This window comes from Halomonas chromatireducens, assembly GCF_001545155.1.
Lineage (GTDB): Bacteria > Pseudomonadota > Gammaproteobacteria > Pseudomonadales > Halomonadaceae > Halomonas > Halomonas chromatireducens.
Window position 1 is genome coordinate 3,276,396 of the sequence record NZ_CP014226.1, and the last position, 24,010, is coordinate 3,300,405.

Genomic DNA, 24,010 nt, shown 5'->3' on the forward strand with positions numbered 1-24,010 from the left:
CCGTGGCCGACCCGCTGCCCCAGGAAAAACTGTTCTTCTCTGCCCTGCGTTCCGGCGACTGGCCCGAACCCGAGCAGGCGTGGACGCTCGACGAGGCCGGACTCAGCCCCGCCGGCCTGGCCGAGCTGTTCGAATCCCAGCTCATGAGCCGCCACCTGGACCTGCATGCCCGGCGGCTGCAGGCCCGGGGCGAGGCCTTCTATACCATCGGCAGCGCCGGCCACGAGGGCAATGCCGCCATTGCCCGGGCCTTTCGTCACACCGATCCCGCCTTCCTGCATTATCGCGACGCCGCCTTCCTGATCCAGCGCAGCCGCAGCGTGCCGGGACAGACGCCGCTCTGGGACCTGCTGTTGAGCTTCGCTGCCTCGGCCGACGACCCGATCTCCGGTGGCCGGCACAAGGTGCTGGGTTCGAAGGCGCTGCATGTTCCGCCCCAGACCAGCACCATCGCCTCGCACCTGCCCAAGGCGATGGGGGCCGCCTACGGCCTCGGCCTGTGGCGACGCCTGGGCGGCGGTGGCGAATGGCCGGCCGATAGCGTGGCGATCTGCAGTTTCGGCGACGCCTCGTTCAACCACTCCACCGCCCAGGGTGCGCTCAACGCCGCCGGCTGGGCCGCCTACCAGGGCTCGCCCATGCCCCTGGTGATGGTCTGCGAGGACAACGGCATCGGCATCTCCACCCTCACGCCCGATGGCTGGATCGAGGCGAGCATGCGCGCTCGCCCCGGCTTTCACTATCTCAGCTGTGACGGGCTCGACCTGCTCGATACCTGGCGCGCCGCCCGGGAGGCGGAGCGCATCGCGCGCAGTCGCAAGCAGCCGGTGTTCCTGCACATGCGCTGCGTGCGGCTGTTTGGCCATGCCGGCTCGGATGCCCAGCAGGCCTACATGACGCCCCAGCGCATCAAGGCCGACGAGGCGCGTGACCCCTTGCTGGTCAGCGCCGGGCTGCTCCAGCGCCATGGGGTGCTCGACAAGGGGCAGATCGGCGAGCTCTACCGGGCCGTGGGGGAGCGCGTGGCCCGGGTCGCCGAAGAAGCGATTCGCCGGCCTCGGCTCGAAACTGCCGCGCAGGTCATGGCCAGCATCGTGCCGCCGCTGCGGCCAGGGCGTCAGCGGCCGTGGGAGGGGGACGTCGACACCTCCCCCGGGCCGATGGCGAAGCTGTTGAACCAGTCGCTGCATCGCCTGATGTCCCGCCATCCCCACCTGGTGATGGCCGGCGAGGATATCGGCCGCAAGGGCGGCGTCTACGGCGTCACCCAGAAGCTGCAGGCCCAGTTCGGCCCGCACCGGGTGATCGATACCCTGCTCGATGAGCAGAGCATCCTCGGGCTCGGGATCGGCCTGGGTCACAACGGCCTGGTACCGATTCTGGAGATCCAGTTTCTCGCCTACCTGCACAATGCCGAGGACCAGCTGCGCGGCGAGGCGGCGACGCTCAGCTTCTTCTCCAACGGCCAGTACACCAATCCCATGGTGGTGCGCATTGCCGGGCTCGGCTACCAGAAGGGTTTCGGCGGCCATTTCCACAACGACAACGCCATCGCCGTGTTGCGCGACATCCCCGGCCTGCTGGTGGCGTGCCCCTCCAATGCCGCCGATGCCGTTGGGCTGATGCAGGAGGCGGTGCGCCTGGCCGATGAGGAGCAGCGCGTCGTGGTCATGCTCGAGCCCATTGCCCTCTACCACAACCGCGACCTGCATGAAGAGGGGGACCAGGAGTGGTGCTTCGCCGATCCGGGGCCGGAGCATCGCCTCGACGTGGGTGAGCTCGGTGCATGGGGCGAAGGGCGCGACCTGGCCATCCTGACCTACGGCAACGGGGTCTACCTCTCTCGGCAGGCCGCTGTGCGTCTGGAAGCCGAAGGCATTGCCCTGCGCATTATCGACCTGCGCTGGCTGACCGCCATCGACCATGACGCCGTGCATCGCCACGTTGCCGAGTGCGGACAGGTACTGGTGGTGGATGAGTGTCGCCGCAGCGGCTCGGTCAGCGAAGAGCTGATCACCGGCCTGGTGGAGCGCGGCATGGAAAGCCACCGCCTGCATCGGCTGACGGCCGAGGACAGCTTCATTCCGTTGGGCCGGGCGGCCACGGTGACCCTGCCCTCGGCGGATGCCATCGTCGAACGGGCGCGGCGAGCCGTCGGCAGGTCGGTTTCGGCAGTCTCCGGCGTGCCGGCGGCAGCGTCCAGCGGCAAGGTATCGGCAGGGAGCGACAGCGAATGACAGCCTCGAATACGACAGTGACACGCGAACGGCTATTGCTCGTCTGCCCCGGCCGCGGTACCTACAATGCCCCGGAGTGGGGCAGCCTCAAGCGCCAGGCGTCAGGCAGCGAGTGGCTGGCCCGCTTCGATGCCCAGCGCCGCGAGGCGGGACTGCCGAGTCTCCGCGAGCTGGACGGCGAGATTCCCTTTCGCCAGAGCCTGCATGGGAGAGGTGAACACGCCTCGCCGCTGATCTATGCCTGTGCCCTGGCCGATATGCAGGCCATCGATCCCGAGCGCTATGAAGTCGTCGCCGTCACCGGCAACTCCATGGGCTGGTATATCGCCCTGGCGGGCAGCGGTGCCCTGACGCCCGAGGATGCCCACCACCTGATCGGCACCATGGGCCAGATGATGCAGGAGACCCTTGTCGGCGGGCAGGTCCTCTACCCCTGGGTGGACGAGCAGTGGCGGCCGCAGTGGTCGCTACGCCGTGACCTGCTGGGGCTGGTGGAGCGGCTGCATGGTGAACAGGGCGCGGCGCTCTACCTCTCCATCGACCTGGGCGGCATGCTGGTCTTCGGCGGCAATGAGGTCGGGCTGGCCAGGCTGACCGAGGCGCTGCCGCCCCGGGAGCGTTTCCCGATGCGGCTGCATCAACACTCGGCCTTTCACACGCCACTGCAGCAGGAGGTGCGGGAGGCGGCTCGCCAGCGGCTGACGGACGCCCCGTTCCGGGTGCCCAGGGTGCCGATGATCGACGGGCGTGGCCATGTCTGGACGCCCTGGAGCACTGCTCCCCAGGCACTGTGGGACTATACCCTCGGTGAACAGCTGGTGGCGCCCTATGACTACACGGCGGCCCTGCGGGTCGGAATAAGGGAGTTTGCGCCGGACCGTATCGTCATTCCGGGGCCGGGCGCGACGCTGGGCGGTGCCACCGCCCAGGCGCTGATTCAGCTGGGCTGGAAAGGGCTCGACAGCAAGGAAGCCTTCCAGGCCCGACAGGCCGACGACCCCCTGTTGATCTGCATGGGCATGCCTGAGCAGCGTGACTGGCTGCTGCGCTGATGCTCGCTATTCCGCCAGGCCCAGGCGCTCGTGCAGCCGCAGCATGACTTCGACCTCGTGCTCGGGCCGCATCGGCTCGAGCCCCATCTCGCCGAACAGCTCGTTGCGGGCACGGCTCCACTCGCCGCCGGCCAGGGCGGGGTAGAGGCTGTCGGCCGGGGCCAGTTCGACGAAGGGGTCGATGCCGTAGGTGTCGAAGAGGCGTGCCAGGGCGGCCTCGTCGTCGCTGATGCCAGCGGTGAAGAGCGTGGCGTTGAAGTGGTCGCTCTCCAACTCCCGGATCACGTCCAGCGGGCTTGCGCCAAAGCTGGTCAGCTCTTCCATGCTGTAGCCGTTCAGGGCATTCATCTCCTCGTCAAGCCAGTCATCATCCGGCTGTATCAGGGTGTGCTTGATGCGTCCGTCAGACAGCACCCAGGCAATGGCCAGGGGCAGGTCGCTGTCGTCGCCGGTCTCCACGGCAATGAATCCGGGAATATCGGCCATCTCAGTGCTCCTCCTGCTGGAAAGTGCCAGCAACGTTGGGATCCTCGGTCTCTGCCAGCCGGAAGAAGGCCCGAGCGGTTTGGGACGTGGCCTGGGCCAGCTCGACTTCGCTGACTCCCTGCCAATGGGCGATCTCTCTCACGATCCAGGGCAGCAGTGACGGCTCGTGCCGCCTGCCCTTGAGTTTGGCAGGTAAATTGCGCGGCAGCAGGTAGGGGCAGTCGGTTTCCACCATGAGTCGATCCCGGGGGACTTCGCCGACCAGTTCGCGCAGGTGATGGCCGCGGCGTTCATCGCAGATCCAGCCGGTCAGGCCGATATGCAGGTCGAGGTCACGGTAGCCGTAGAGGGTCTCGCGATCGGCGGTGAAGCAGTGGATGACGGCCCCCGGGAGATCGTCGCGCCCGGCATGCAGGGTGTCACGCATGCGCTTGCCGGCGTCGCGTTCGTGGATGAACAGCGGTTTGCCGCACTCCACCGCCAGGCCCAGCTGCGCCTCGAAGGCCCGCTCCTGTTCTGCAGGTGTCGAGAAGTTGCGATTGAAGTCCAGCCCGCACTCGCCCACCGCCACCACTTCGGGTTGCCGGTGCAGCTCGCGCATCGCCTGCTGCAGTGAGGCGTCCCAGCGGCTGGCATCGTGGGGATGGACACCGGCGGTGGCATAAAGCCCCGCATGGCATCGTGCCAGCGCTACGGCCTGCTCGGCATGCTCACGGTCGGTGCCGGTCAGGATCAGGCCGGTGACGTTGGCCGCCCTGGCGCGGGCGATCACCGCGTCGAGATCGCGGGCGAAGCTCTCATGGGTCAGGTTGGCGCCGATATCCACCAGCGGAGCAGGTGAGCGGAACCGCAGGGCCTCGGGCAGAAAATCATCGCTGGTCTCGGTCGGGTCAACCAAGGCAGAACTCCTACTGTCGTCAGGGCATCGGGGCGAGTGCCTCCGGAATGCATCGTATTGTACAGGACCACGCCGAGCCGGCCATGCGTTACACTAGCCGCCTCGATGACTGGATGAGGTGTGCGAGTGACCCTGCTACGTCTGGAACGGCTGCAACTGGCCTATGGCAATCATGTGCTGCTCGACGGCGCCGACCTGGTGCTGGAGAGGGGCGAGCGGCTGTCGCTGGTGGGCCGCAACGGCACCGGCAAGTCGACGCTGCTCAAGCTGATTGCCGGTGAGATCCTGCCGGATGGTGGCAGCATCTGGCGGGCGCCGGGACTCAAGATAGGCGTGCTGGCCCAGGACCTGCCGGCGGCTTCCGGCGAGACCATCTTCGATGTGGTGGCCGAAGGGCTGCCCCAGGCCGGCAAGCTGCTCGCCGAATACCATCATCTGATCCAGGATCCCGACCCGGACATGAACCGCATGGCCCAGCTCCAGACCCGGCTGGAGGCCATCGACGGCTGGTCCTTCCACCAGCGCATCGACGTGGTGCTGACCCGTCTCGGGCTACCCGCCGACGACGAGATGGCCTCGCTCTCGGGTGGCTGGCGCCGGCGCGTGGCACTGGCCCGGGCGCTGGTTGCCGAGCCGGACTTGCTGCTCCTCGACGAGCCCACCAACCACCTGGACCTGGATACCATCGCCTGGCTGGAGGAGCAGCTCGCCGCCTTCCCCGGATCGGTGCTGTTCATCACCCACGACCGGGCCTTCCTGTCGAAGCTGGCCACGGCAATCCTGGAGCTCGACCGCGGCCGCCTGGGGCGCTACCCCGGCGACTATGCCAAGTACCAGGAGCAGAAGAACCACGAGCTGGAGGTCGAGGCCCGGGAGCACGCCGAGTTCGACAAGAAGCTCGCCCAGGAGGAGGCATGGATTCGCCAGGGCATCAAGGCTCGTCGCACCCGCAACGAGGGCCGGGTACGTGCCCTGGAGCAGCTGCGTCGCGACCGCAGCCAGCGCCGCGAGCGCCAGGGCAAGGCCAACCTCAGCGTGGACAGCGGCGAGCGCAGCGGCAAGCGGGTCGTCGAGCTCAAGCATGTCACCCAGCGCTTCGGCGACGAGGTGGTGATCCGCGACCTCAGCCTGGAGATACAGCGCGGCGACCGTATTGGCCTGATCGGTCGCAACGGTGCCGGCAAGACCACACTGCTCAAGATACTGCTCGGACAACTGGAGCCGAGCGAAGGAGAGGTGCGGCTCGGCACCAACCTGCAGGTGGCCTATTTCGACCAGCTGCGCGCCGGCCTGGAGCCGGAAAAGACCGTCTACGACAACGTGGCGCAGGGCAGCGATCGGGTCACCGTGGGCGGCAAGGACAAGCATGTCATCAGCTACCTGCAGGACTTCCTGTTCACCCCCGAGCGTGCCCGCCAGCCGGTCAAGGCGCTTTCGGGGGGTGAATCCAACCGCCTGTTGCTGGCCAAGCTGTTCACCCAGCCGGCCAACGTGCTGGTGCTCGACGAGCCGACCAACGACCTCGATGTCGAGACGCTGGAGCTCCTGGAGGAACTGCTGCTCAACTTCGAGGGCACGCTGCTGCTGGTCTCCCACGACCGTGCCTTCATGGATAACGTGGTAACCGGTGTACTGGCCTTCGAGGGCGACGGCCAAGTTCGCGAATACGTGGGTGGCTATACCGACTGGGTGCGCCAGGGCGGCAGCCTGCCGCCGGCGCCCTGGGAAGGCGCCGCCCGCCAGGGGGTCGAACCCACCCGCCAGGCGGCCGAGCCGGCCGAGGACAAGAAAACATCCCAGCCCGAAGCGGCAAAGAAAGCGGTCAAGCTCTCCTACAAGCTGCAGCGCGAGCTGGATACGCTGCCGTCACGGATCGAGACCCTGGAGGCCGAAGTGGCTGACTTCGAGTCTCGAGTGGGTGATCCTGGCTTCTACCAGCAGGACGCCGACAGCGTCACCGCCACTCTGCAGGCGCTGAACGACAAGCAGGCCGAGCTGGAGATGGCCATGGAGCGCTGGATGGAATTGGAGGCGCTGGCCGCCGGTGAGTAAGCGATGATTCGCTACTACGTGCCGGCGGCGACCAACGCCTTTTCGCTAGTGACGCGACGCCTGCGTTTCCACAAGCCGAAAAAGGTTGTTGGGCGGGAGCAGGAGTTTGGTTATTCGGCGCTCTTTTCCCCCTTTTTGCCGACACGCACGGCAAGAACGTCACACTGGGCGCCGTGCAGCACCCCGGTAGAGGTGGATCCCAGCAGCAGGGCGAAGCCATGTCGGCCATGGGAGCCCACCACGATCAGGTCGACGGTATGTTCATCCGCGAAGCGGTGGATCTCTGTATCGGGCATGCCCACCACCACGTGCTGGTTCTCCTTGGCGACGTGAGGGTCGGCAATCTCGGCCAGGCGCTGCTTGGCGTGCTCGTCGAGCTGATCCTGGATGCTGGTGAGGTCCATGGGGATATCGCCACCGTAGGCGAAGCCCAGCGGTTCCAGGGTATGCATGATGGAAAGCTTCGCCTGGTTGCGTTCGGCGATCTGCATGGCACGCTCGAGGACCTTGTGGGAATCCTTGGTCAGGTCGACGGCGACCAGGATGTGGCGGTATTCATTGCTCATGGCAGGCTCCTGCGAAACGGCATGGTCATTGGTGTCATGCCAACACTCTAGGACGACTGCCGAGCCAAGACAACGACTTGCGTCAAGATTCATTCAGGAGAAGCCGATGGTTTGGGCAATGATAATCGGGGTGCTGCTGTTGATGGTCGCACCAGTGATGTGGCTCAAGCCCAGCCCGAGGCAGCGCCGTATTGCACCACTGCGCAATGCCGCAGCGAAAGCCGGGGTCAAGGTGAAGCTGGAGACACCGCCGCTGCATGGCATCGGTACGGCCATGCCTGGCTATCGCTGGTCCTATCCGGTCGAGTCACCCGGTCCCCGGTTCCTGCTGGTGCGTGACAGTGACGCCAGCAACGCACTAAAGCCCTTTCTGGCAGGCTGGCGCTGGCGTATCGAGCCTCTCCGCGCCCTGCCGGACGATGCCCGGGAGCCGCTCGAGGCTCTGCTCATGCGTTTGCCCCAGGATGCCCTGGTGGTCGAGTCCAGCGAGCTTGGCATCACGCTCTGGTGGTGGGAGTCCCAGGGCGCCGAGCGTTTTCTAACCTACGTGGCCGACTTTCGCCGCCTGCGCGATGCCCTGGCCGGCCATGCCGACCGGCCGCCGGCCACCCGTGCCTTTGGCGAGGGAGAAGGCGCAATCCCTCCAAAGCCTGACCTTTAGCGGGAGGGTCAGACGCCGCTTTCGCGGGCCTGGATTGCCAGGCCGTTGTTTTCGATATGGGCCAGCAGGGCATCCAGTTGCTTGACGTCATCGTCACTGAGGCCTGTCAGCATCTCGCGACGCGCCTGGGTCACTACCTCGTCGATCTGCTCCAGCAGTGGGGTTGCCTCTGAGGTAAGGAAGACCCGTTTGGTGCGGCGGTCCTGTTCGCAGGGCCGCCGCTCGATCAGTCCCTGTTCCGAGAGCTGGTCGAGGGTACGTACCAGCGATGGCGCTTCCACGCCGATGGCGCGGGCCAGGTCGCACTGGGGCTGCCCATCGCCTAGACGCCAGAGATGGTAGAGGGTGATCCAGCGCGTCTGAGTCAGGCCCAGGGGCGCCAGTCGCTCGTCGATGATGGCCCGCCACAGCCGGGGCAGGCGGGAGAGCCGGAAACCGATGTTCTGGTGCATGGGACTCCGCAATTGCGTTGAATTTGCCGAATTGTCCGGACCCGCAGCGTGTAATGCAACTCCAAGCGACAGGCGACAGGAGACAGTGACTATCAAGCAGGCGCTAGAAGTCTGTCTCTGCCTCCAGTGTCTCCGTGTCACCCGCGTCGGATTCGTTACCTTCCCGGGGATGAGAGGCGGATTCAACTGGTGTATTCCGCTCAGCGGGTCGTTCGCTCTGGCTGTGGCGATTTCCCGGAACCAGACGCTGCAGGTCGAGTCCAGGCAGCCCCGGCGGCGGCGAGGCCTGCCCATCGGCCAGGGTGGCCTCCGATGCATCCTGCGCTACCTGAAAGCGCAGCACCCCGATGCGCTGCCCGCTGTCCGTCATCACATCGATGCGCCACTTTCCGGTGGGGTCCTCGGGAAAGTTCATCTTGTGGGTCCATGCCCGGTAGCCCTCCTGGCGCCCCCCGTTGATGGTCAGCGGAATGCGGTCGACCAGCTCGCCTTCATGCCGCCACTCGTGCAAGACCTCTTCCCGCAGGCCCCGAGGGGCGCGAATGGCCGTGTAGGCATAGAGTCCCTGGCTGCGGAGGGTGTCGGGCGTCAGCAGGGCGCTGCCTTGAGGACTTCGCTGTGCGACATCGAAGGCCGGTGACAGGGCGCTGGCCGATATCCAGAGGTTGGCAGGCGGAACCCAGGCGCGTCCGGTCCATGCCAGCAGTGTCAAGAGCGGCAGCATGGCCAATGCGATGGCCCAGCGCTGGAGGGTCATCGGTCGCAAGAGCTGCAGCAGGCTGGGCACGCTGACTATCAGCATGCACGCCAGGGCGAGCCTCAGGCTCTGGCCTGTCGTCAATTGAAGCATCAGCGGCATGATCACCAGTACAACCAGGAATACGCACTGGGCATGGAAGGCGAAATAGAGCCAGCGGGCACGCTCGGCCAGCTTGTAGTAGAGCGGGTCGAGAATGGAGAAAAAAGCCATGCCAAGCACCAGCAGGGCGAACAGGCCCTGGCCGCTGGCCCAGACAGTCGTGGCAAGCACGAAGGGGAGGCAGAAGAACAGCGTCTCCTGATGCACCATCTGGGCGATGAAGGTGGTGATGCCCTTGGGCAGGCTGGGGTGGCCACGGCGGGCCAGCAGGCGCGCAATCAGGCTCTCGGAGAGCAGCAGGGCCCAGGCCAGCAGCATGCTCAATGCCAGTACGGCCCCTAACCACTGCTGGCGATCCACCAAAAAGAAGCTGCCGACTCCGGCGGCAAAGGCGAGGGGTGGCCACAGCCTGCGCCAGGGATGGACAAGCTCGACCAGCCGTTCGACCCGATCATGGAAACGCCGCATCCGTGGCGATGTGCCGGGCGGAGGCGTGGAGGGTGCCGTATCGGGCAGATTCATGGACGACACCTTGGCGGGACATTGCGACTATCCTAACAGCCATCCTGTATCGCCGGTGATTCGAAGTGCTGGCTGCTAGACCATTGGTGATGCACCCGGGGCTTGACGTACTGGCCGTAGTGCACCAAGCTTCGAGGAATCAAACGGCCGTATGAAATTGGGCACTCCTCCAACGCCAACCTCTGTGTGGAGATTCGTGGATGATTTATCAAGGCAATGCCATCTCGGTGGCACGCGGTACCAAGACCGGGGGCGACGACATCGCCATGCTCACCTTCGACCTGAAGGGTGAGTCCATCAACAAGCTGTCCAGCGCGGTCGTGACCGAGCTGGGCGATGCCGTCAAGGCGATCCAGAGCGAGAGCGGCCTCAAGGGGCTGGTTATCGGCAGCGCCAAGGATGTCTTCATCGTGGGTGCCGATATCACCGAATTCCATGGCCTGTTCGATAAGGGCGAGGAGTATCTGGTCGAGATGAACCTCAAGGTTCACGACATCTTCAACGCCATCGAGGACCTGCCGTTCCCCACGGTTACCGCCATCAACGGCCTGGCGCTGGGCGGCGGCTGTGAAGTCACGCTGACCACCGATTTCCGTGTCATGGGCGAGAAGGCCAAGATCGGCCTGCCCGAGACCAAGCTGGGCATCCTGCCGGGCTGGGGTGGCTGCGTGCGCCTGCCTCGGATGATCGGGGCCGACAACGCCATCGAATGGATCGCCGGTGGTACCGAGAACCGTGCCGATGCCGCGCTCAAGATGGGTGCCGTCGATGCGGTGGTTCCGAATGAATCCCTCGAAGACGCCGCGCTGGATATTCTGGCGCGTGCCTACAGCGGCGAATTGGACTACCAGGCGCGCCGGGACGAGAAGACAGGGCCGCTCAAGCTCAATCCCATCGAACAGATGATGGCCTTCGAGACCGCCAAGGGCTACGTCAAGGGCAAGGCGGGGCCGCACTACCCGGCACCGGTAGAAGCGATCAAGGTGATCCAGAAGGGCGCCGGCGAAGAGCGCGGGCGGGCCCAGGCCATCGAGGCCAAGGCCTTCGCCAAGCTGGCGCTGAGCGATATTGCCTTCAACCTCGTGGGGCTGTTCCTCAACGATCAGGTGGTCAAGAAGAAGGCCAGCAAGTACGAGAAACAGGCCCGGCCGGTCAAGCAGACCGCCGTGTTGGGTGCGGGCATCATGGGCGGCGGCATCGCCTACCAGAGCGCCTCCAAGGGCACGCCGATCCTGATGAAGGACATCAAGGAAGAGGCTGTCGAACTAGGTCTCAAGGAGTCGCGCAAGCTGTTCGCCAAGCAGGTGGAACGGAAGAAGCTGACCACCGAGCAGATGGCCGAGAAGCTGACCCTGATCCGGCCGACCCTCTCCTACGGCGACTTTGGCCACGTTGACCTGGTAGTCGAAGCCGTAGTCGAGAACCCCAAGGTCAAGGACGCGGTGCTGACCGAAGTGGAAGGCCTGGTCGGCGAGGAGACCATCCTCACCTCCAATACCTCCACCATTTCCATCACCCGCCTGGCCGAAAACCTCAAGCGGCCCGAGAACTTCTGCGGCATGCACTTCTTCAATCCGGTGCACCGCATGCCGCTGGTCGAGGTCATCCGTGGCGAGAAGACCGGTGACGCCGCCGTGGCGGCCACCGTGGCCTATGCCCGCGCCATGGGCAAGACCCCCATCGTGGTCAACGATTGCCCCGGGTTCCTGGTCAACCGGGTGCTGTTCCCCTATTTCGGCGGCTTCAGTCTGCTGGTGGAGCAGGGCGCCGATTTCCAGCGCGTCGACAAGATCATGGAGAAGTTCGGCTGGCCCATGGGTCCCGCCTACCTGCTCGACGTGGTTGGCATGGATACCGCTGTTCATGCTGGTGAAGTGATGGCCGAGGGTTTCCCCGAACGCATGGGCCAGATGGGCGGTGACGGAAGCAAGAGCGCCATCCAGGTGATGTATGAGAATGAGCGCCTGGGCCAGAAGAACGACAAGGGCTTCTACGCCTACGAGGAAGACAAGAAGGGCAAGCCGAAGAAAGTCAGCGACGACAAGGCCTATGAGCTGGTCAAGCAGGTGGTCAAGTCGGAGCAGGAGTTCTCCGACGAGGACATCATTGCCCGCATGATGGTGCCGCTGTGCCTGGAGACCGTGCGCTGCCTGGAGGATGGCATCGTCGAGACACCGGCCGAAGCGGACATGGCGTTGATCTACGGCATCGGCTCCCCGCCGTTCCGCGGCGGTGCGCTGCGCTACATCGACGCCATGGGAATCGGTGAGTTCGTCAAGCTGGCCGATGGCCTGGCCGACGAGCTGGGGCCGCTCTACGCGCCCACCGACAAGCTGCGCAAGATGGCCGAAGCCGGCGAACGCTTCTATACCACCCAGGCCCAGAGCTGAATCCACCACGATCAGGAGGTGAGTTGATATGAGTTTGAATCCGAGAGACATCGTGGTGGTCGACTGCGTCCGCACTGCCATGGCGAAGGCCAAGAACGGGGCTTTCCGCAATGTGCGTGCCGAGAACCTCTCCGCCGCGGTGATGCAGGCGCTGTTCGATCGCAACCCCAACCTTGATCCGTCCGAAGTCGATGACGTGATCTGGGGCTGCGTCAACCAGACCCTCGAACAGGCCATGAACATTGCCCGTAACGCGGCGATCATGACCGGCATTCCCCGCAGCGTGCCGGCCCAGACCGTCAATCGCCTGTGTGGCTCGTCCATGACCGCGCTGCATATCGCCGCTGCCAACATCAAGGCCGGCATGGGGGATTTCTATATCATCGGCGGCGTCGAGCACATGGAGCACGTGCCCATGGCCCACGGCGTTGACGTCAACCCGGCGGCCAGCAAGTATGCCGCCAAGGCGGCCATGATGATGGGCCTCACCGCCGAGCTGCTGGGCAAGATGCACGGTGTCACCCGCGAGGAGCAGGACAAGTTCGGCGTGCGTTCGCACCAGCGCGCCCTGGCGGCCAACGAGAAGGGCTATTTCGACAACGAGATCATCGGCGTCGAAGGCCACGATCAGCGTGGCTTCAGGACTCTGTTCAAGCATGATGAAGTCGTGCGCAGCGATGCCAGCCTGGAGAAGATGGCAGAGCTCAAGCCGGTCTTCGACCCGCGGGGTGGCACTGTCACCGCAGGCACTTCCTCTGCGCTCTCCGTGGGTGCCGCGGGCATGGCGGTGATGAGCTACGAACGCGCCCAGGCGCTGGGCCTCGAGCCGATCGCCAGGGTGCTGTCGACCGGCGTTGCCGGCTGTGACGCCTCGATCATGGGCTATGGCCCGGTGCCGGCCTCTCAGCAGGCGCTGAAGGCAGCCGGTCTCTCGTCTGCGGACATCCAGACGGTCGAGCTCAACGAGGCCTTTGCCGCCCAGGGGATCCCGGTGCTCAAGGACCTCGGCTTCCTCGACGCCATGGATGAGAAGGTCAACCTCAATGGCGGTGCCATTGCCCTGGGCCATCCGCTGGGCTGCTCCGGTGCTCGTATCAGCACCACGCTGCTCAACGTGATGCAGCAGCGCGATACCACGCTGGGACTGGCCACCATGTGTATTGGCATGGGGCAGGGCGTTGCCACGGTATTTGAACGACTGAAGTAAGCGTTCTTGCAGGAACTGGGGCCCCGTACCTTTACAAGTACGGGGCCGTTTTCGTTTGAGCCGTTGACGCCTTGGTGGATGAACAATAAGATGCATTTTGCATACTCTTTATTGAATCCACTGCGAGGTGACTCCCATGGGGCGTCTCAAGAACCTTTTCAAGCAAGACAAGACGGAAGACAAGCCAGCCGTTCAGACGTTTGAGCCTGAGGCGTCACCAGCGCCGGGCACCGACGCCACGACAGGTGAGAGTGCCAGCGCCGAGGTACAAAAGCAGGCGAAGCACGGGGAGCCTGGTGTTTGCTGCGGTTCCTGCCACTAACCCGGGGAGCGCTTAGCCGGCGACCGTTGGGTACGCAATAGCCACCGCCAGGCCAGAAACAGCGGGCATGCCTTCCGGGCATGCCCGCAATTGCTTCGGCAGGTGGGCGCAAGGCCAATGGGCTATAGCACCCCCGCTTCGAGCCCTGCGGCCAGATAGAGGCCTAGCTCCTCGACCTGGTCGACGAAGCCATCCTGCCATTCGCCCCGCAATACCAGCGGCTCCTGTACCCATTTCCAGCGCAGCCCGGTAACGATGCTCTCTACCGCCCGGCGTGTGCCGGTGCCGTCGTGGCCGGCGCGGATATAGAGGGCGCAGGGAAGCCCCTGTTTCTCTTCCAGCACCGGGTAGTAGCAGCGGTCGAAGAAATCCTTAAGGGCACCGCTCATGTAGCCCAGGTTTTCGGTGGTGCCGAGCAGGATGGCATCACAGGCCCGCACGTCATCGGGCTCCGCTTCCAGCGGGGGCTTGACGATGACTTCTAGCGCCTCGATTTCTGGGTGTCGCGCCCCGCGTTCGGCGGCGTCGCGGAGTCTCTGCGTATTGGGGGAGGGCGCATGGGCCACGATCAGAAGCTGTTTCATATTGACAGTCTAATGCCTTTTTCCGACGCTGTTTCGGCACCTCGCCCTTTCTCTTTCGATTGCAGAAATTGCTGAGACTATCGTAAGAACAAGCGTAGGAACTATCACTGGAACCAAGGAGGACAACTGCAATGGCCTTTGCACTTTCGAATATGCAGCTGGAAAGTTCCGCCTTCAACGCCCATGGCGCCATACCCGAAAAGTTTACCGGAGAGGGGGATGATGTCTCGCCATCACTGAGCTGGCGCGATGCCCCGGACGGCACGAAAGGGTATGCCATCATATGCCACGACCCGGATGCGCCCCTGGTGCAGAACGGCGGCTACGGGTTCGTTCATTGGCTGCTCTACAACCTGCCGGGGTCGACCACCTCCCTGGCGGAGAACACCGGTGACGGCACCCGGGGCAAGAACGATTTCGGCAAGATGGGCTATGGCGGTCCCATGCCGCCGGAGGGGCATGGTCAGCATCACTACTATTTCTGGGTACTGGCTCTGGACAAGCCAACCGATCTTCCGGAAGGCCTCGGCCTGTCCGAGCTGCTCAATCAGCTCGAGCCCCATCTGCTGGGCATGAACCGACTGATCGGAACCTACCAGCGCGCCTGAGGCAGGGCGCGTCTGGTAATTCCCCACTCGCGGCCCAGCGTCGCGAGTTGGGCCGGTAGCTTGAGAGGTTAAATTGACGAAGCATTGATTTCATCGCATGTTCACCACGGAAGAAAGGGAAGATACACCAAGCCATTACAGTCGCAATGTGGTGAAACAAAGTCGCTTTGCATGGCTCTGCTTGACTGTCTAGGGTGGGATTACCAATCAGGAGATTGGTGGTGAAAGATGATCAAGGAGGAACATGCAATGAATGACGCTCAGGATCTATTTCCGACTCGGTTGGAGCGTAAGCTGGGAATGTTCGAGCGTTTCGACCCCGTTGTACACAGCGAGGGAGCGCAACGCAGGGACGGGCCGCTGAATGAGGAGCAATTGAGGGAGTACGAACGAAAGGGTTTTCTTTCCTTCGAGGACTATTTCGACAAGGACGAGATGGATGCCTTTATTCAGGAGTTGTCCGATTACGAGGAGGATGAAGACCTCAAGCTTTCCGAGGGTACGGTACTCGAGCCCGGCCGCCATGAGATCCGCTCGATCTTCGGTATCCATGAGATATCCGAACGCTTCAGCCGCCTGACCCGGGATCCGCGCCTGCTGGCGATGGTCCAGCAGCTGCTGGGCAGCGACGTCTATATCCATCAGTCACGCATCAACTACAAACCGGGCTTCAAGGGCAAGGGCTTCAACTGGCACTCCGATTTCGAGACCTGGCACAGCGAAGACGGCATGCCCCGCATGCGCTCTTTGAGTTGCTCGATCATCCTGACCGAGAACGGCGAGTTCAACGGCCCGCTGATGCTGGTGCCTGGTTCCCACAATTATTTTATTCCCTGTGTGGGGCGGACTCCTCAGGACAACTACAAGGAGTCCCTCAAGAGTCAGGACGTGGGCGTGCCGGACAATGCCAGCCTGCGCACGCTGATGCTGGAGGGGGACATCGAGGCGCCCAAGGGGGGGCCGGGATCATTGGTGCTGTTCGAGTGCAATACCATGCACGGTTCCAACATGAATATGTCCTGCTGGCCCAGGAGCAACCTGTTCTTCGTCTACAACAGCGTCGAGAACGGCTTGCTCAACCCTTTCTGCGGTAACCGGCCACGGCCTGAATTTCTGGCCAACCGCAAGGACTGGAGCCCTTTGAGGCCGGTCCGGTAGCACAGGGTCCGGCAAGCCCGGCACGGCTGCCTTTCCGCCGGGTTTGCCGGCCTGCCGACTCTGCAGTAGGCTCCCTGGCTGAAGAAGCTGACCGTTGGGTGTGCGATGAAGCAGGGCTGTGTGGCTCAGATAGACAGGAACCGGAGCCGCCAGAGGCGGCTTCGACCCGGCTCATGGTGGTTAGCGTCTCGGCTATGGCTAATGCCTCGATTATGTATAGTGCCTCGACTAGGCGTAGTGGCCATCGGCCTGCTGGCTTCGGGCTGTGCCATGATGGCGCCTGCGCCACCACAGGATCAGACCAATATTTGCCAGATCTTTGATGAGCATCCGAGGTGGTACGATCACGCACGTGCTGCGGAAGAGCGTTGGGGGACGCCCATCGCCACCCAGATGGCCTTCATTCAGCAGGAATCGTCCTTCCGGAGCCATGCTCGCCCGCCCAGGAATCGCATCCTGGGCTTCATTCCCGGCAGCCGACCCTCTTCGGCCCGAGGCTATGCGCAGGCCCTGGATCCTGTCTGGGGCGAGTACCGGGAGGAAGCCGGCAGTACGCTGGCACGCCGCAGCAATATGAAGCATGCCACTGACTTCATTGGCTGGTACAACCGGCGCACCCACGACCAGCTCGGTATATCGCTGCATAATCCAGAGCATCTTTACCTCGCCTATCATGAAGGCCAAGGTGGCTATCGCCGAGGTACTTACCAGAACAAGCCCCAGGTTCTTCAAGCCGCCAATCAGGTCAGTTCACGAGCCGCCCGCTACCAGGCACAGCTTCCCGCCTGCGAAGCCGAGCTGCGATGCCGTCGCTTTTACCAGTTCGGCCCCTTCTGTTCGGCGTGATGATTCATGCTGACGTATGGTGCCATGCTTTCCGATAGCTCGCGGTAATCCAACGAGGTGACAGCGTTTCTGCAGCTCAGGCCAGTTGGTACCGCCAACCGGGACTGCGGCTTCTTACTTTGGGTAACAAGAGATGCCTGGGCACTTGCTGCTTAAGTGATAGGCTGAAAGGTGGAGTTCGGCATTCAGCCGCGCTCCTTATCCAGAGTACTGCGCCAGCGAACAGCGCGCTTATCCTGCGCACGCTCTGGCGGAGTCCAGGAGTCATTGCCTATGCGTGTCTATGCCAATCCGGTCGGTCGCGGGTCTCTGTGGTTTGACAACCTCGCTACAGCCACGGGTACGCCTGTTGCCTATGACCCGCAGGCCAGGGCCTTCATTACCATGCCGCCGTTCTGCGCCAATCGCGACGTGATAGGATGCAACTGGATTGCCCCCGAGCAGGGGGGATTCTGTCGCTCTTGTGCGATGACGGCACTTGCCCCGGACCCTTCCATACCCAATGCCATGCCCCACTGGGCCAAAACCGAGGCTGCCAAGCGCTGGGTGATCGATAACCTGGGCCGGTGGAACTGGTTCCGGCCGGAAGATCCCGGGGCTCCCCCGGTGTTCCATCTGCTGGCCGAAGGGCCAACGCCGGTTGCCATGGGGCATGTAGGGGGGGTGGTCACCATCAGCGTGGCGGAAGCGGACCCTGTGCTGAGAACCGCCCGGCGTGAGGCGCTTGAAGAGCCATACCGGACCATGATCGGCCATATGCGGCACGAGGTTTCGCATATGCTCTGGTGGCGACTCAGCCTGCGAGACGACTTTCTCGACGCCTTCCGGGCGATGTTTGGAGACGAGCGAGAAGATTATGCGGAGGCCCTGCAGCGGCACTACCGACAAGGCCCGCCTGCGGGCTGGCGCTCGAGCTTTGTCAGCACCTATGCCTCCGCTCATCCCCATGAGGACTGGGCAGAAACCGCTGCCCATCTGCTGCATCTCACGGATATCGCCGACAGCTTTGTTGCCGCAGGCCTTTCCTCTGCCGACCTGCCGCATCACGGGTGGGATCCCTACATGGAGGCGGATGCCGAGCGCTTGATCCATGTTGCGACTCATCTGGTCATGGGGGTCAATCACATCAATCGCTCAATGGGGTTGCTGGACCTGTATCCCTTCGTGCTTTCCGAAGTGTCGCGCCGCAAGCTAGCTTTCATGCATGACTGGCTGCGTCGAGGCGCCCAGGGGTTATGAGCGCTTTTTCGATCCCTCAGCGGTACGCCTTGAGACGCAGGCGGACATAGTCGGCGGTCCAGTTACCGTGGCTGTCGCTCAGGCTATGGGACAGCAGGTCGACGGCGTTGTCGAGAATGGCTTCGCGCACCTCTTCCTCTAGGCCATGCAGGAAGGGGTTGGCGAAGGTGGCCAGCCAGCCGGCCATTCCGGTGGGCAGGGGGGTGGGGCGTGGAATCAGTTCGATGGAATCAATGGTGAAGCCGGCCGCCTTCAGGCTGGTGCTGTACTCCTCCACGGTAGGGAAGAACCAGGGGAAACGCGCCTTGCCGCTGATGCCGCGAGCCTGGAGCGCGGCCAGCAAGGCGGTGCAGATGGCGGCGACGTTGCCGTGACCGCCGAATTCGGCGACGAAGCGTCCCCCGGGCTTGAGTGCACGATGCACGCTGGCGATGACGGCCTCATGATTGAGCATCCAATGCAGCGCGGCATTGCTGAATACTGCATCGAACTCATGATCGAAGGGTAGGTGGTGGGCATCCACCACTCGCGCGTCCAGGCCGCGTGCCCTGGCGGCCTCGACCATGTCGGGGGAGGCATCCACGCCGATGACCGTGGCACCGGACTTGGCCAGGACCTCGGTCAGCCTGCCGTCGCCGCAGCCCAGGTCGAGGATGCGCTCACCGGCCTTTGGCGCCAGCAGCGCAGCCACTTCCTCGCCCAGGGCGGGAACGAAGTCGGCGTGATGGGCATAGCCACTGGCCTGCCAATGTTGCCCGGGGGCGTTGTGGGGAACGTCGTTCATGGTGCCTCCGGGAGTGGGTTGTTCTTTCACCTAGATTACCGCATTCACGCGATCCCGCCATCCGTGGCGCTCATTCCAGTGACTGGGGCAACGTTTGTCGGGCAGGCTGCCATCGCGGACCGGCCTACCGGTCGCTCGCCTCTTTGTCGCGAGCGGCCTGCTCCTGGGGCAGCAGGGCGGCATGGACCAGCTCATGGGTCGGTGTTGCGACGCCCACGGCGCGGCCGAGACGCACCACGGCACCGTTCTGCGATTCCAGCTCCGAGGGCTGACCGGCCATGATATTGCGCTGCATGGAGGAGGTACTTTCCGCCGGCATGGCATCGATGAAATGCATGGCACGGACGGCAGCGTCCTCGGGGAAGGCCACCCCATGGGCGCGGGCGACGGCATCGATCTCCTCGAGCATGCGCTCGATGATGGCCCGTGTCTCCGGCAACTGGCGCGTTACCCCGATGGGCGCGCGGGTGATGCTGCCGATGCCGCTCATGGCGCAGATGAACAGGAACTTGCTCCACTGGGCGACCTTGATGTCATCGGGGATCTCTGCGCTGACACCCCGAGCCCCATCGAAGACGGCCTTGAGCTGGCTGATTCGTTCGCTGGCATGATTGTCGCACTCGCCGAAGCGCACGAAGGGATCCACCCCGGCGTGGCGCACATGCCCCGGGGCCTCGCGCCAGGCCAGGATGCCGCACAGGCCGTCGATCACCGGCGCCGAACCCAGCACATCGATCAGGGTGTCGGCGGCTTCCACGCCGTTCTCCAGCGGCAGCACGATGGTGTGCGGGCCGATCATCGGGCGGATCGCCTCCGCTGCCTCACGCACCTGCCACGCCTTTACCGCCACGATCACGCAGTCCACTACGCCGACGCTGGCCGGGTCGTCGGTGGCCTGGGCAGGCTTGATCGAGACGTCCCCCTTGATACTGGTAACGATCAGCCCATCCTGGCGGATGGCGGCCAGGTGCTCGCCACGGGCGATGAAGGTCACGTCCTCGCCCGCTTCCGCCAGGCGGGCTCCGAAGTACCCTCCCACACCACCGCTACCCATGATTGCAAATCTCATCTTGTCTCCTGCGACTCGGCGTCTTCCTATAAGCATCAGAGTTATCAGGATAGTGGTAATGCCAAAACTATACCCATCGGCTCCATTGGTGCAGCGCGACCCTGCAACAGGGCGATGGTGTCCCGGCGCATGGCTCGATTATGGCCTAGCCTTTTGCTACCCCACGCTGTATTCCCCCTGGTGCGAGGCCAGCCTTCAGGGTTGGCCGGCTCCGCCATGATGGACGCCGCTGGCGCTGGAAATGCCGGCTGATTTGCAACAGGATACTTATCGCTGTGGGTGCTCCCAGAACGAGGATTGATTGGATGAAAGGATCGGACCAGGCTGATGGCCCAGTCAAGAATGGGGATGAAAAACCGACAGTGGTAGGCATCGGGGCATCGGCCGGGGGCCTGGCGGCGCTCAAGACGTTCTTTGCCAATGTGCCGGAGAAGACCGGGTTGACCTTCGTCGTCGTGATGCACCTTTCACCGGATCACGAGAGCCAGCTGGCCGACCTCCTCCAGGCCTACTGCAAGATTCCCGTCCGCCAGGTGAACGAGACCGTCGTCCTTGAAGCCGATCAGGTCTATGTCATCCCGCCGGGGCGCAACCTCAATTCCGTCGATACCCACCTGCGGCTCTCCGATCTGGAGGAGGCGCGCCGCGACCGTGCGGCAATCGATCATTTCTTTCGCACCCTGGCATCCACCCACGATGGCCGCTCGGTCGGGGTCATTCTGACCGGTACGGGGTCGGACGGGACGCTGGGCATCAAGGAAATCAAGGGGCGCAACGGTTTGACGATCGTGCAGGACCCCAACGAGGCCGAGTTCGACGGCATGCCGCAGAGTGCGCTCTCGACTGGCCTCATCGACCGGGTGCTGCCGGTGGCGGAAATTCCTGACGAGATCATGCGCTATGCGCGCACACAGCCTCGCGTCGTGGTGCCTGACGATGAGAGCGACGATTTCGATGAGGCGCAGCGGCAGATCCAGCAGCAGATTTTCACTCAGATTCGTGCCCGTACCGGCAGAGACTTTAGCCGCTACAAGCACTCTACGGTGATGCGCCGTATCCGGCGGCGAATGCAGCTGAACCATGTCGAGGAGCTGGGCCCTTATCTTGAGCTGCTGCGCGAGCAACCGGATGAGGTCCGAGCGCTGGCGGATGAGTTCCTGATCAACGTTACCAACTTCTTCCGCGACCGTGAGGTCTTCGAAGGGCTTGAAAACGATGTCATACCCAAGCTGTTCGAGGGCAAGGGGCCTGAGGACCAGATTCGTGTCTGGACGGTTGGCTGTGCCACCGGTGAGGAGGCCTATTCACTGGCGATTCTGCTGATGGAGCAGGCGGCACGCGTCGACAACCCGCCTGGCCTGCAGGTTTTCGCCTCCGATCTGCATGAGCCTTCGCTCAGAATGGGGCGAGAAGGGCTCTACTCCGGCGATATCCAGATCGACGTCTCCGACGAGCGAATACGCCGCTTTTTCACCTTGGAGGATGGCGGCTTTCGGGTTCGCAAGGATGTGCGGGAGCTGGTGGTCTTTGCGTCCCACAACCTGATGGGCGATCCCCCCTTTTCCAGGCTCGACCTGATCACCTGCCGCAATGTGTTGATCTACCTGCAGCGCGATGTGCAGCAGGATGTCATCCAGGTCTTCCATTATGCCCTCAACCCCTCCGGCTACCTGATACTGGGTGCCTCGGAGACAACCAGCCGCTCCGATCTGTTCCATATCGAGGATAAGCAGCATTGCGTCTATCGCAAGCGAGACGTGCCCACCCATGCCCTGAAACTTCCGGTCTTTCCCCGTACAGGGGGGCGCCCTGGCCAGGCGAACAATCAGTCGGTGGCAGATACCAAGCCTCTGGCCACCTATGGCGCCCTGCACCAGAAGATCGTCGAAAGCTATGCACCACCGAGCCTTCTGCTCAATGCCGCCGGCATGGTCGTCCATTTTTCCGAGAACGTCGGACGCTTTCTGGTGCATCCGGGCGGTGAACCCACCTTCAGCGTCTTCAAGCTGGTACGCGAGGAGCTGCGCCTTGAGCTGCGTGCAGCCCTGGCTACGGCGAACCAGAGGGGCAGGCCGGTTCGCTCCCAGCCCATACGAATTCGTCTCGACGGGGAGCGGCGCCAAGTCATCATGCATGTGCGCCCCGCCGGAGAGCAGGAGGACCAGGAGCAGCAGGGCCTCGCTCTTGTCATCTTCGAGGAGCGAACGGAGTCCAGGGTAGAGGCCGCCGGGCGGCCTACGGGGGATGCTTCATCGACGGCGGAGCTCGAAGCGGAACTGGAGCTCAACAAGCAGCGACTGCAGACGGTGATCGAAGACTATGAGTCGGGTCAGGAGGATATGAGAGCGGCCAATGAGGAGCTGCAGTCGGCCAACGAGGAGCTGCGCTCTACCATGGAGGAGCTGGAGACCTCCAAGGAGGAGCTGCAGTCGATGAACGAGGAGCTGACAACGGTCAGCCAGGAAAATCGCGACAAGGTGGAAGAGCTCAGCCAGCTCTCCAATGACCTGCAGAACCTGCTCAGTGCTACCGGGATCGCCACGATCTTCCTCGACCCTGAGCTTCACATCCTGCGTTTCACCCCGCAGGTGGGCCGGCTATTCAATATTCGCGTGGCTGACATCGGCCGGCCGCTATCGGACCTGACCCACCGGCTCGGCTATGACCAGCTCATCGGCGACTCGCAGGAGGTACTCGCCAGGTTGGAGCCGATCGACCGTGAGGTAGAGGATATCGAAGGAAACTGGTATCTCACCCGCGTGCGCCCCTACCGCAGCACCAGCGACCAGATCGCTGGCGTGGTGATCACCTTCGTTGACATCACCGAGCGCAAGCGTTTCGAAGAGGAGCTGTCCGAGGCCCACCGGGCGCTGGAGGTGGAGGTCAAAGAGCGTATCAGGCTGGACAGCGAGCTGGCGTCGAAGCTGACCATGGCCGAGCAGGAAGAGCGGCGCAGGGTGTCACAGGTGCTGCACGATGACCTGCAGCAGCTGCTCTATGGCCTGCAGATCAAGCAGCTCCTGGTTCAGAAGAAACTCAGCGAGGCAGGGCACCAGCAGTTGACCGAGCTGGTCGCGGGCACCCTATTATGGATTCGGCAGGCCATCGAAACCACACGTCAGCTCACCGTCGATCTCAGCCCCCCCATTCTCAAGTCCGAGGGGCTGGCCGAAGCACTGGAATGGTTGCAGCGCCAGATGCTGGAGCTCCACGAGCTGACGGTGGATCTGACCATACAGCATCCGCCCCACACTCCCGATAAGGATCTGCGCGTACTGCTCTTCCAGATCGTTCGCGAGCTGCTGTTCAACGTCAAGAAACACTCCGACGTGCATCGGGCACATATCGAGCTCGACCAGACGAATACGCACATTCTCATCCGGGTCAGCGATACGGGCAGCGGATTTGACCTGCCAATGGTGGAGGCGGAGCAGCAAACGCACCCCGGCTTCGGGCTGGTCACCAGCCGCGAGCGCCTTCGGCTAATGGGCGGCTGCATGCAGATAGAGACCACGCCGGGCGTGGGAACATCTATCCTGATAAAGGTACCGGCTCGGCCGGAATGGTTACAGGAGGCCCATGGGACTTCTACAGCGAAAACCTGACTATATCGGGAGCATGGATGCCATGATAAAAGTCCTTGTCGTCGAGGATCACGCCTTCATGCGTGACATGTTGCAAGAGTTCATCGACCAGGAGGAGGACCTGGAGGTCTGCGAGACCGTCGAGTCGGGGGAGGTTGCGTTGGAAAGCCTCAAGGAGATGACACCTGACCTGGTGCTGGTCGACCTCTCCCTGGGTGGAATCAATGGGTTGGATCTGATCAAGTCGATCAAGGTGAAATACCCGGCGATGAAGTGCGCGATCCTCTCTGGTCACGGGGAGCGTCACTATGTCGATCAGGCCTTCGAGGCCGGCGCCGAGGGGTATATCCTCAAGGGTGACCCGGACGAGCTGCCGGGTTCCATTCGGCAGATGATGCAGGGTCGGCGCTATGTCAGTAAAACCTTGTAAATTA

21 protein-coding genes are annotated in these 24,010 nt (G+C 63.4%); 13 read left to right on the plus strand and 8 right to left on the minus strand.

The annotated features are described in order from the left end of the window. Positions 1-2 precede the first annotated feature (2 nt). Positions 3-2,237: a thiamine pyrophosphate-dependent enzyme gene (locus LOKO_RS15130; RefSeq protein ID WP_066451221.1), complete on the plus strand. Its 2,235-nt coding sequence runs from the start codon at positions 3-5 to the stop codon at positions 2,235-2,237. Next, the gene (locus LOKO_RS15135; RefSeq protein WP_066451223.1) at positions 2,234-3,289 is read left to right on the plus strand and encodes an acyl carrier protein; all 1,056 of its coding nucleotides are present in this window, start codon (positions 2,234-2,236) and stop codon (positions 3,287-3,289) included. Before LOKO_RS15130 ends, LOKO_RS15135 begins: the two co-directional genes overlap by 4 nt. A gap of 6 nt (positions 3,290-3,295) precedes the next feature. Here the strand turns inward: LOKO_RS15135 and LOKO_RS15140 are convergent, their stop codons facing one another. Both LOKO_RS15140 and LOKO_RS15145 read right to left on the minus strand, forming a co-directional pair. Further along, positions 3,296-3,775 (minus strand): hypothetical protein, encoded by a 480-nt coding sequence (locus LOKO_RS15140; protein ID WP_066451227.1) that lies wholly within the window; start codon positions 3,773-3,775, stop codon positions 3,296-3,298. Position 3,776: 1 nt separating this feature from the next. Beyond that, entirely contained in the window at positions 3,777-4,673 is an 897-nt protein-coding gene (locus LOKO_RS15145; protein WP_066451229.1) for a TatD family hydrolase, read from the minus strand. A 126-nt stretch (positions 4,674-4,799) separates the two neighbouring features. On the opposite strand from LOKO_RS15145, the gene LOKO_RS15150 reads away from it, so the two are divergent. Further along, entirely contained in the window at positions 4,800-6,725 is a 1,926-nt protein-coding gene (locus LOKO_RS15150; RefSeq protein ID WP_066451232.1) for an ATP-binding cassette domain-containing protein, read from the plus strand. Between the two features lie 110 nt (positions 6,726-6,835). Here the strand turns inward: LOKO_RS15150 and LOKO_RS15155 are convergent, their stop codons facing one another. Continuing rightward, positions 6,836-7,291 (minus strand): universal stress protein, encoded by a 456-nt coding sequence (locus LOKO_RS15155; protein ID WP_066451234.1) that lies wholly within the window; start codon positions 7,289-7,291, stop codon positions 6,836-6,838. Positions 7,292-7,397: 106 nt separating this feature from the next. Here LOKO_RS15155 and LOKO_RS15160 point away from each other — a divergent pair, with 106 nt between their 5' ends. Beyond that, positions 7,398-7,952, plus strand: coding sequence for a hypothetical protein (locus LOKO_RS15160; protein WP_066451236.1), 555 nt, complete (start codon positions 7,398-7,400; stop codon positions 7,950-7,952). Between the two features lie 8 nt (positions 7,953-7,960). Here LOKO_RS15160 and slyA read toward each other — a convergent pair whose 3' ends face one another. Beyond that, a complete protein-coding gene (gene slyA / locus LOKO_RS15165) occupies positions 7,961-8,404 on the minus strand; it encodes a transcriptional regulator SlyA (RefSeq protein ID WP_066451238.1) in 444 nt (147 codons plus the stop codon). Positions 8,405-8,507: 103 nt separating this feature from the next. Continuing rightward, positions 8,508-9,785, minus strand: a complete 1,278-nt coding sequence (locus tag LOKO_RS15170; protein ID WP_083517612.1) for a DUF5924 family protein — start codon at positions 9,783-9,785, stop codon at positions 8,508-8,510. A gap of 200 nt (positions 9,786-9,985) precedes the next feature. On the opposite strand from LOKO_RS15170, the gene fadB reads away from it, so the two are divergent. The 3 genes from fadB (at position 9,986) to LOKO_RS20670 (ending at position 13,704) form a co-directional block, all read left to right on the plus strand. After that, complete coding sequence (gene fadB, locus LOKO_RS15175) at positions 9,986-12,175, plus strand: fatty acid oxidation complex subunit alpha FadB (RefSeq protein ID WP_066451241.1); 2,190 nt, start codon at positions 9,986-9,988, stop codon at positions 12,173-12,175. A 28-nt stretch (positions 12,176-12,203) separates the two neighbouring features. Next, the gene (gene fadA / locus LOKO_RS15180) at positions 12,204-13,382 is read left to right on the plus strand and encodes an acetyl-CoA C-acyltransferase FadA (RefSeq protein ID WP_066451243.1); all 1,179 of its coding nucleotides are present in this window, start codon (positions 12,204-12,206) and stop codon (positions 13,380-13,382) included. A 136-nt stretch (positions 13,383-13,518) separates the two neighbouring features. After that, positions 13,519-13,704, plus strand: coding sequence for a CCGSCS motif protein (locus tag LOKO_RS20670; RefSeq protein ID WP_066451246.1), 186 nt, complete (start codon positions 13,519-13,521; stop codon positions 13,702-13,704). Between the two features lie 122 nt (positions 13,705-13,826). Here LOKO_RS20670 and LOKO_RS15190 read toward each other — a convergent pair whose 3' ends face one another. Further along, on the minus strand, positions 13,827-14,288 hold the full coding sequence (locus LOKO_RS15190; RefSeq protein WP_066451249.1) for a flavodoxin family protein: 462 nt from the start codon (positions 14,286-14,288) through the stop codon (positions 13,827-13,829). Positions 14,289-14,419: 131 nt separating this feature from the next. Between LOKO_RS15190 and LOKO_RS15195 the strand changes: the two genes are divergently transcribed. The 4 genes from LOKO_RS15195 to LOKO_RS15210 all read left to right on the plus strand — a co-directional run bounded on the left by LOKO_RS15195 (position 14,420) and on the right by LOKO_RS15210 (position 18,139). After that, a complete protein-coding gene (locus LOKO_RS15195) occupies positions 14,420-14,896 on the plus strand; it encodes a YbhB/YbcL family Raf kinase inhibitor-like protein (protein ID WP_066451251.1) in 477 nt (158 codons plus the stop codon). 249 nt (positions 14,897-15,145) lie between these two features. Further along, a complete protein-coding gene (gene thpD, locus LOKO_RS15200) occupies positions 15,146-16,054 on the plus strand; it encodes an ectoine hydroxylase (RefSeq protein ID WP_066452390.1) in 909 nt (302 codons plus the stop codon). A 201-nt stretch (positions 16,055-16,255) separates the two neighbouring features. After that, positions 16,256-16,900: a transglycosylase SLT domain-containing protein gene (locus tag LOKO_RS15205; RefSeq protein ID WP_066451253.1), complete on the plus strand. Its 645-nt coding sequence runs from the start codon at positions 16,256-16,258 to the stop codon at positions 16,898-16,900. 273 nt (positions 16,901-17,173) lie between these two features. Further along, positions 17,174-18,139, plus strand: coding sequence for a zinc-binding metallopeptidase family protein (locus LOKO_RS15210; protein ID WP_066451254.1), 966 nt, complete (start codon positions 17,174-17,176; stop codon positions 18,137-18,139). Between the two features lie 16 nt (positions 18,140-18,155). On the opposite strand, the gene LOKO_RS15215 is transcribed toward LOKO_RS15210, so the two are convergent. Both LOKO_RS15215 and LOKO_RS15220 read right to left on the minus strand, forming a co-directional pair. Continuing rightward, entirely contained in the window at positions 18,156-18,923 is a 768-nt protein-coding gene (locus LOKO_RS15215; RefSeq protein WP_066451255.1) for a class I SAM-dependent methyltransferase, read from the minus strand. Positions 18,924-19,047: 124 nt separating this feature from the next. After that, complete coding sequence (locus tag LOKO_RS15220; protein WP_083517613.1) at positions 19,048-19,992, minus strand: 2-dehydropantoate 2-reductase; 945 nt, start codon at positions 19,990-19,992, stop codon at positions 19,048-19,050. Between the two features lie 305 nt (positions 19,993-20,297). Between LOKO_RS15220 and LOKO_RS15225 the strand changes: the two genes are divergently transcribed. Both LOKO_RS15225 and LOKO_RS15230 read left to right on the plus strand, forming a co-directional pair. Continuing rightward, positions 20,298-23,597, plus strand: a complete 3,300-nt coding sequence (locus LOKO_RS15225) for a chemotaxis protein CheB (RefSeq protein WP_066451264.1) — start codon at positions 20,298-20,300, stop codon at positions 23,595-23,597. 22 nt (positions 23,598-23,619) lie between these two features. Then, a complete protein-coding gene (locus LOKO_RS15230; RefSeq protein ID WP_083517743.1) occupies positions 23,620-24,006 on the plus strand; it encodes a response regulator in 387 nt (128 codons plus the stop codon). The last annotated feature ends 4 nt before the right edge of the window (positions 24,007-24,010 follow it).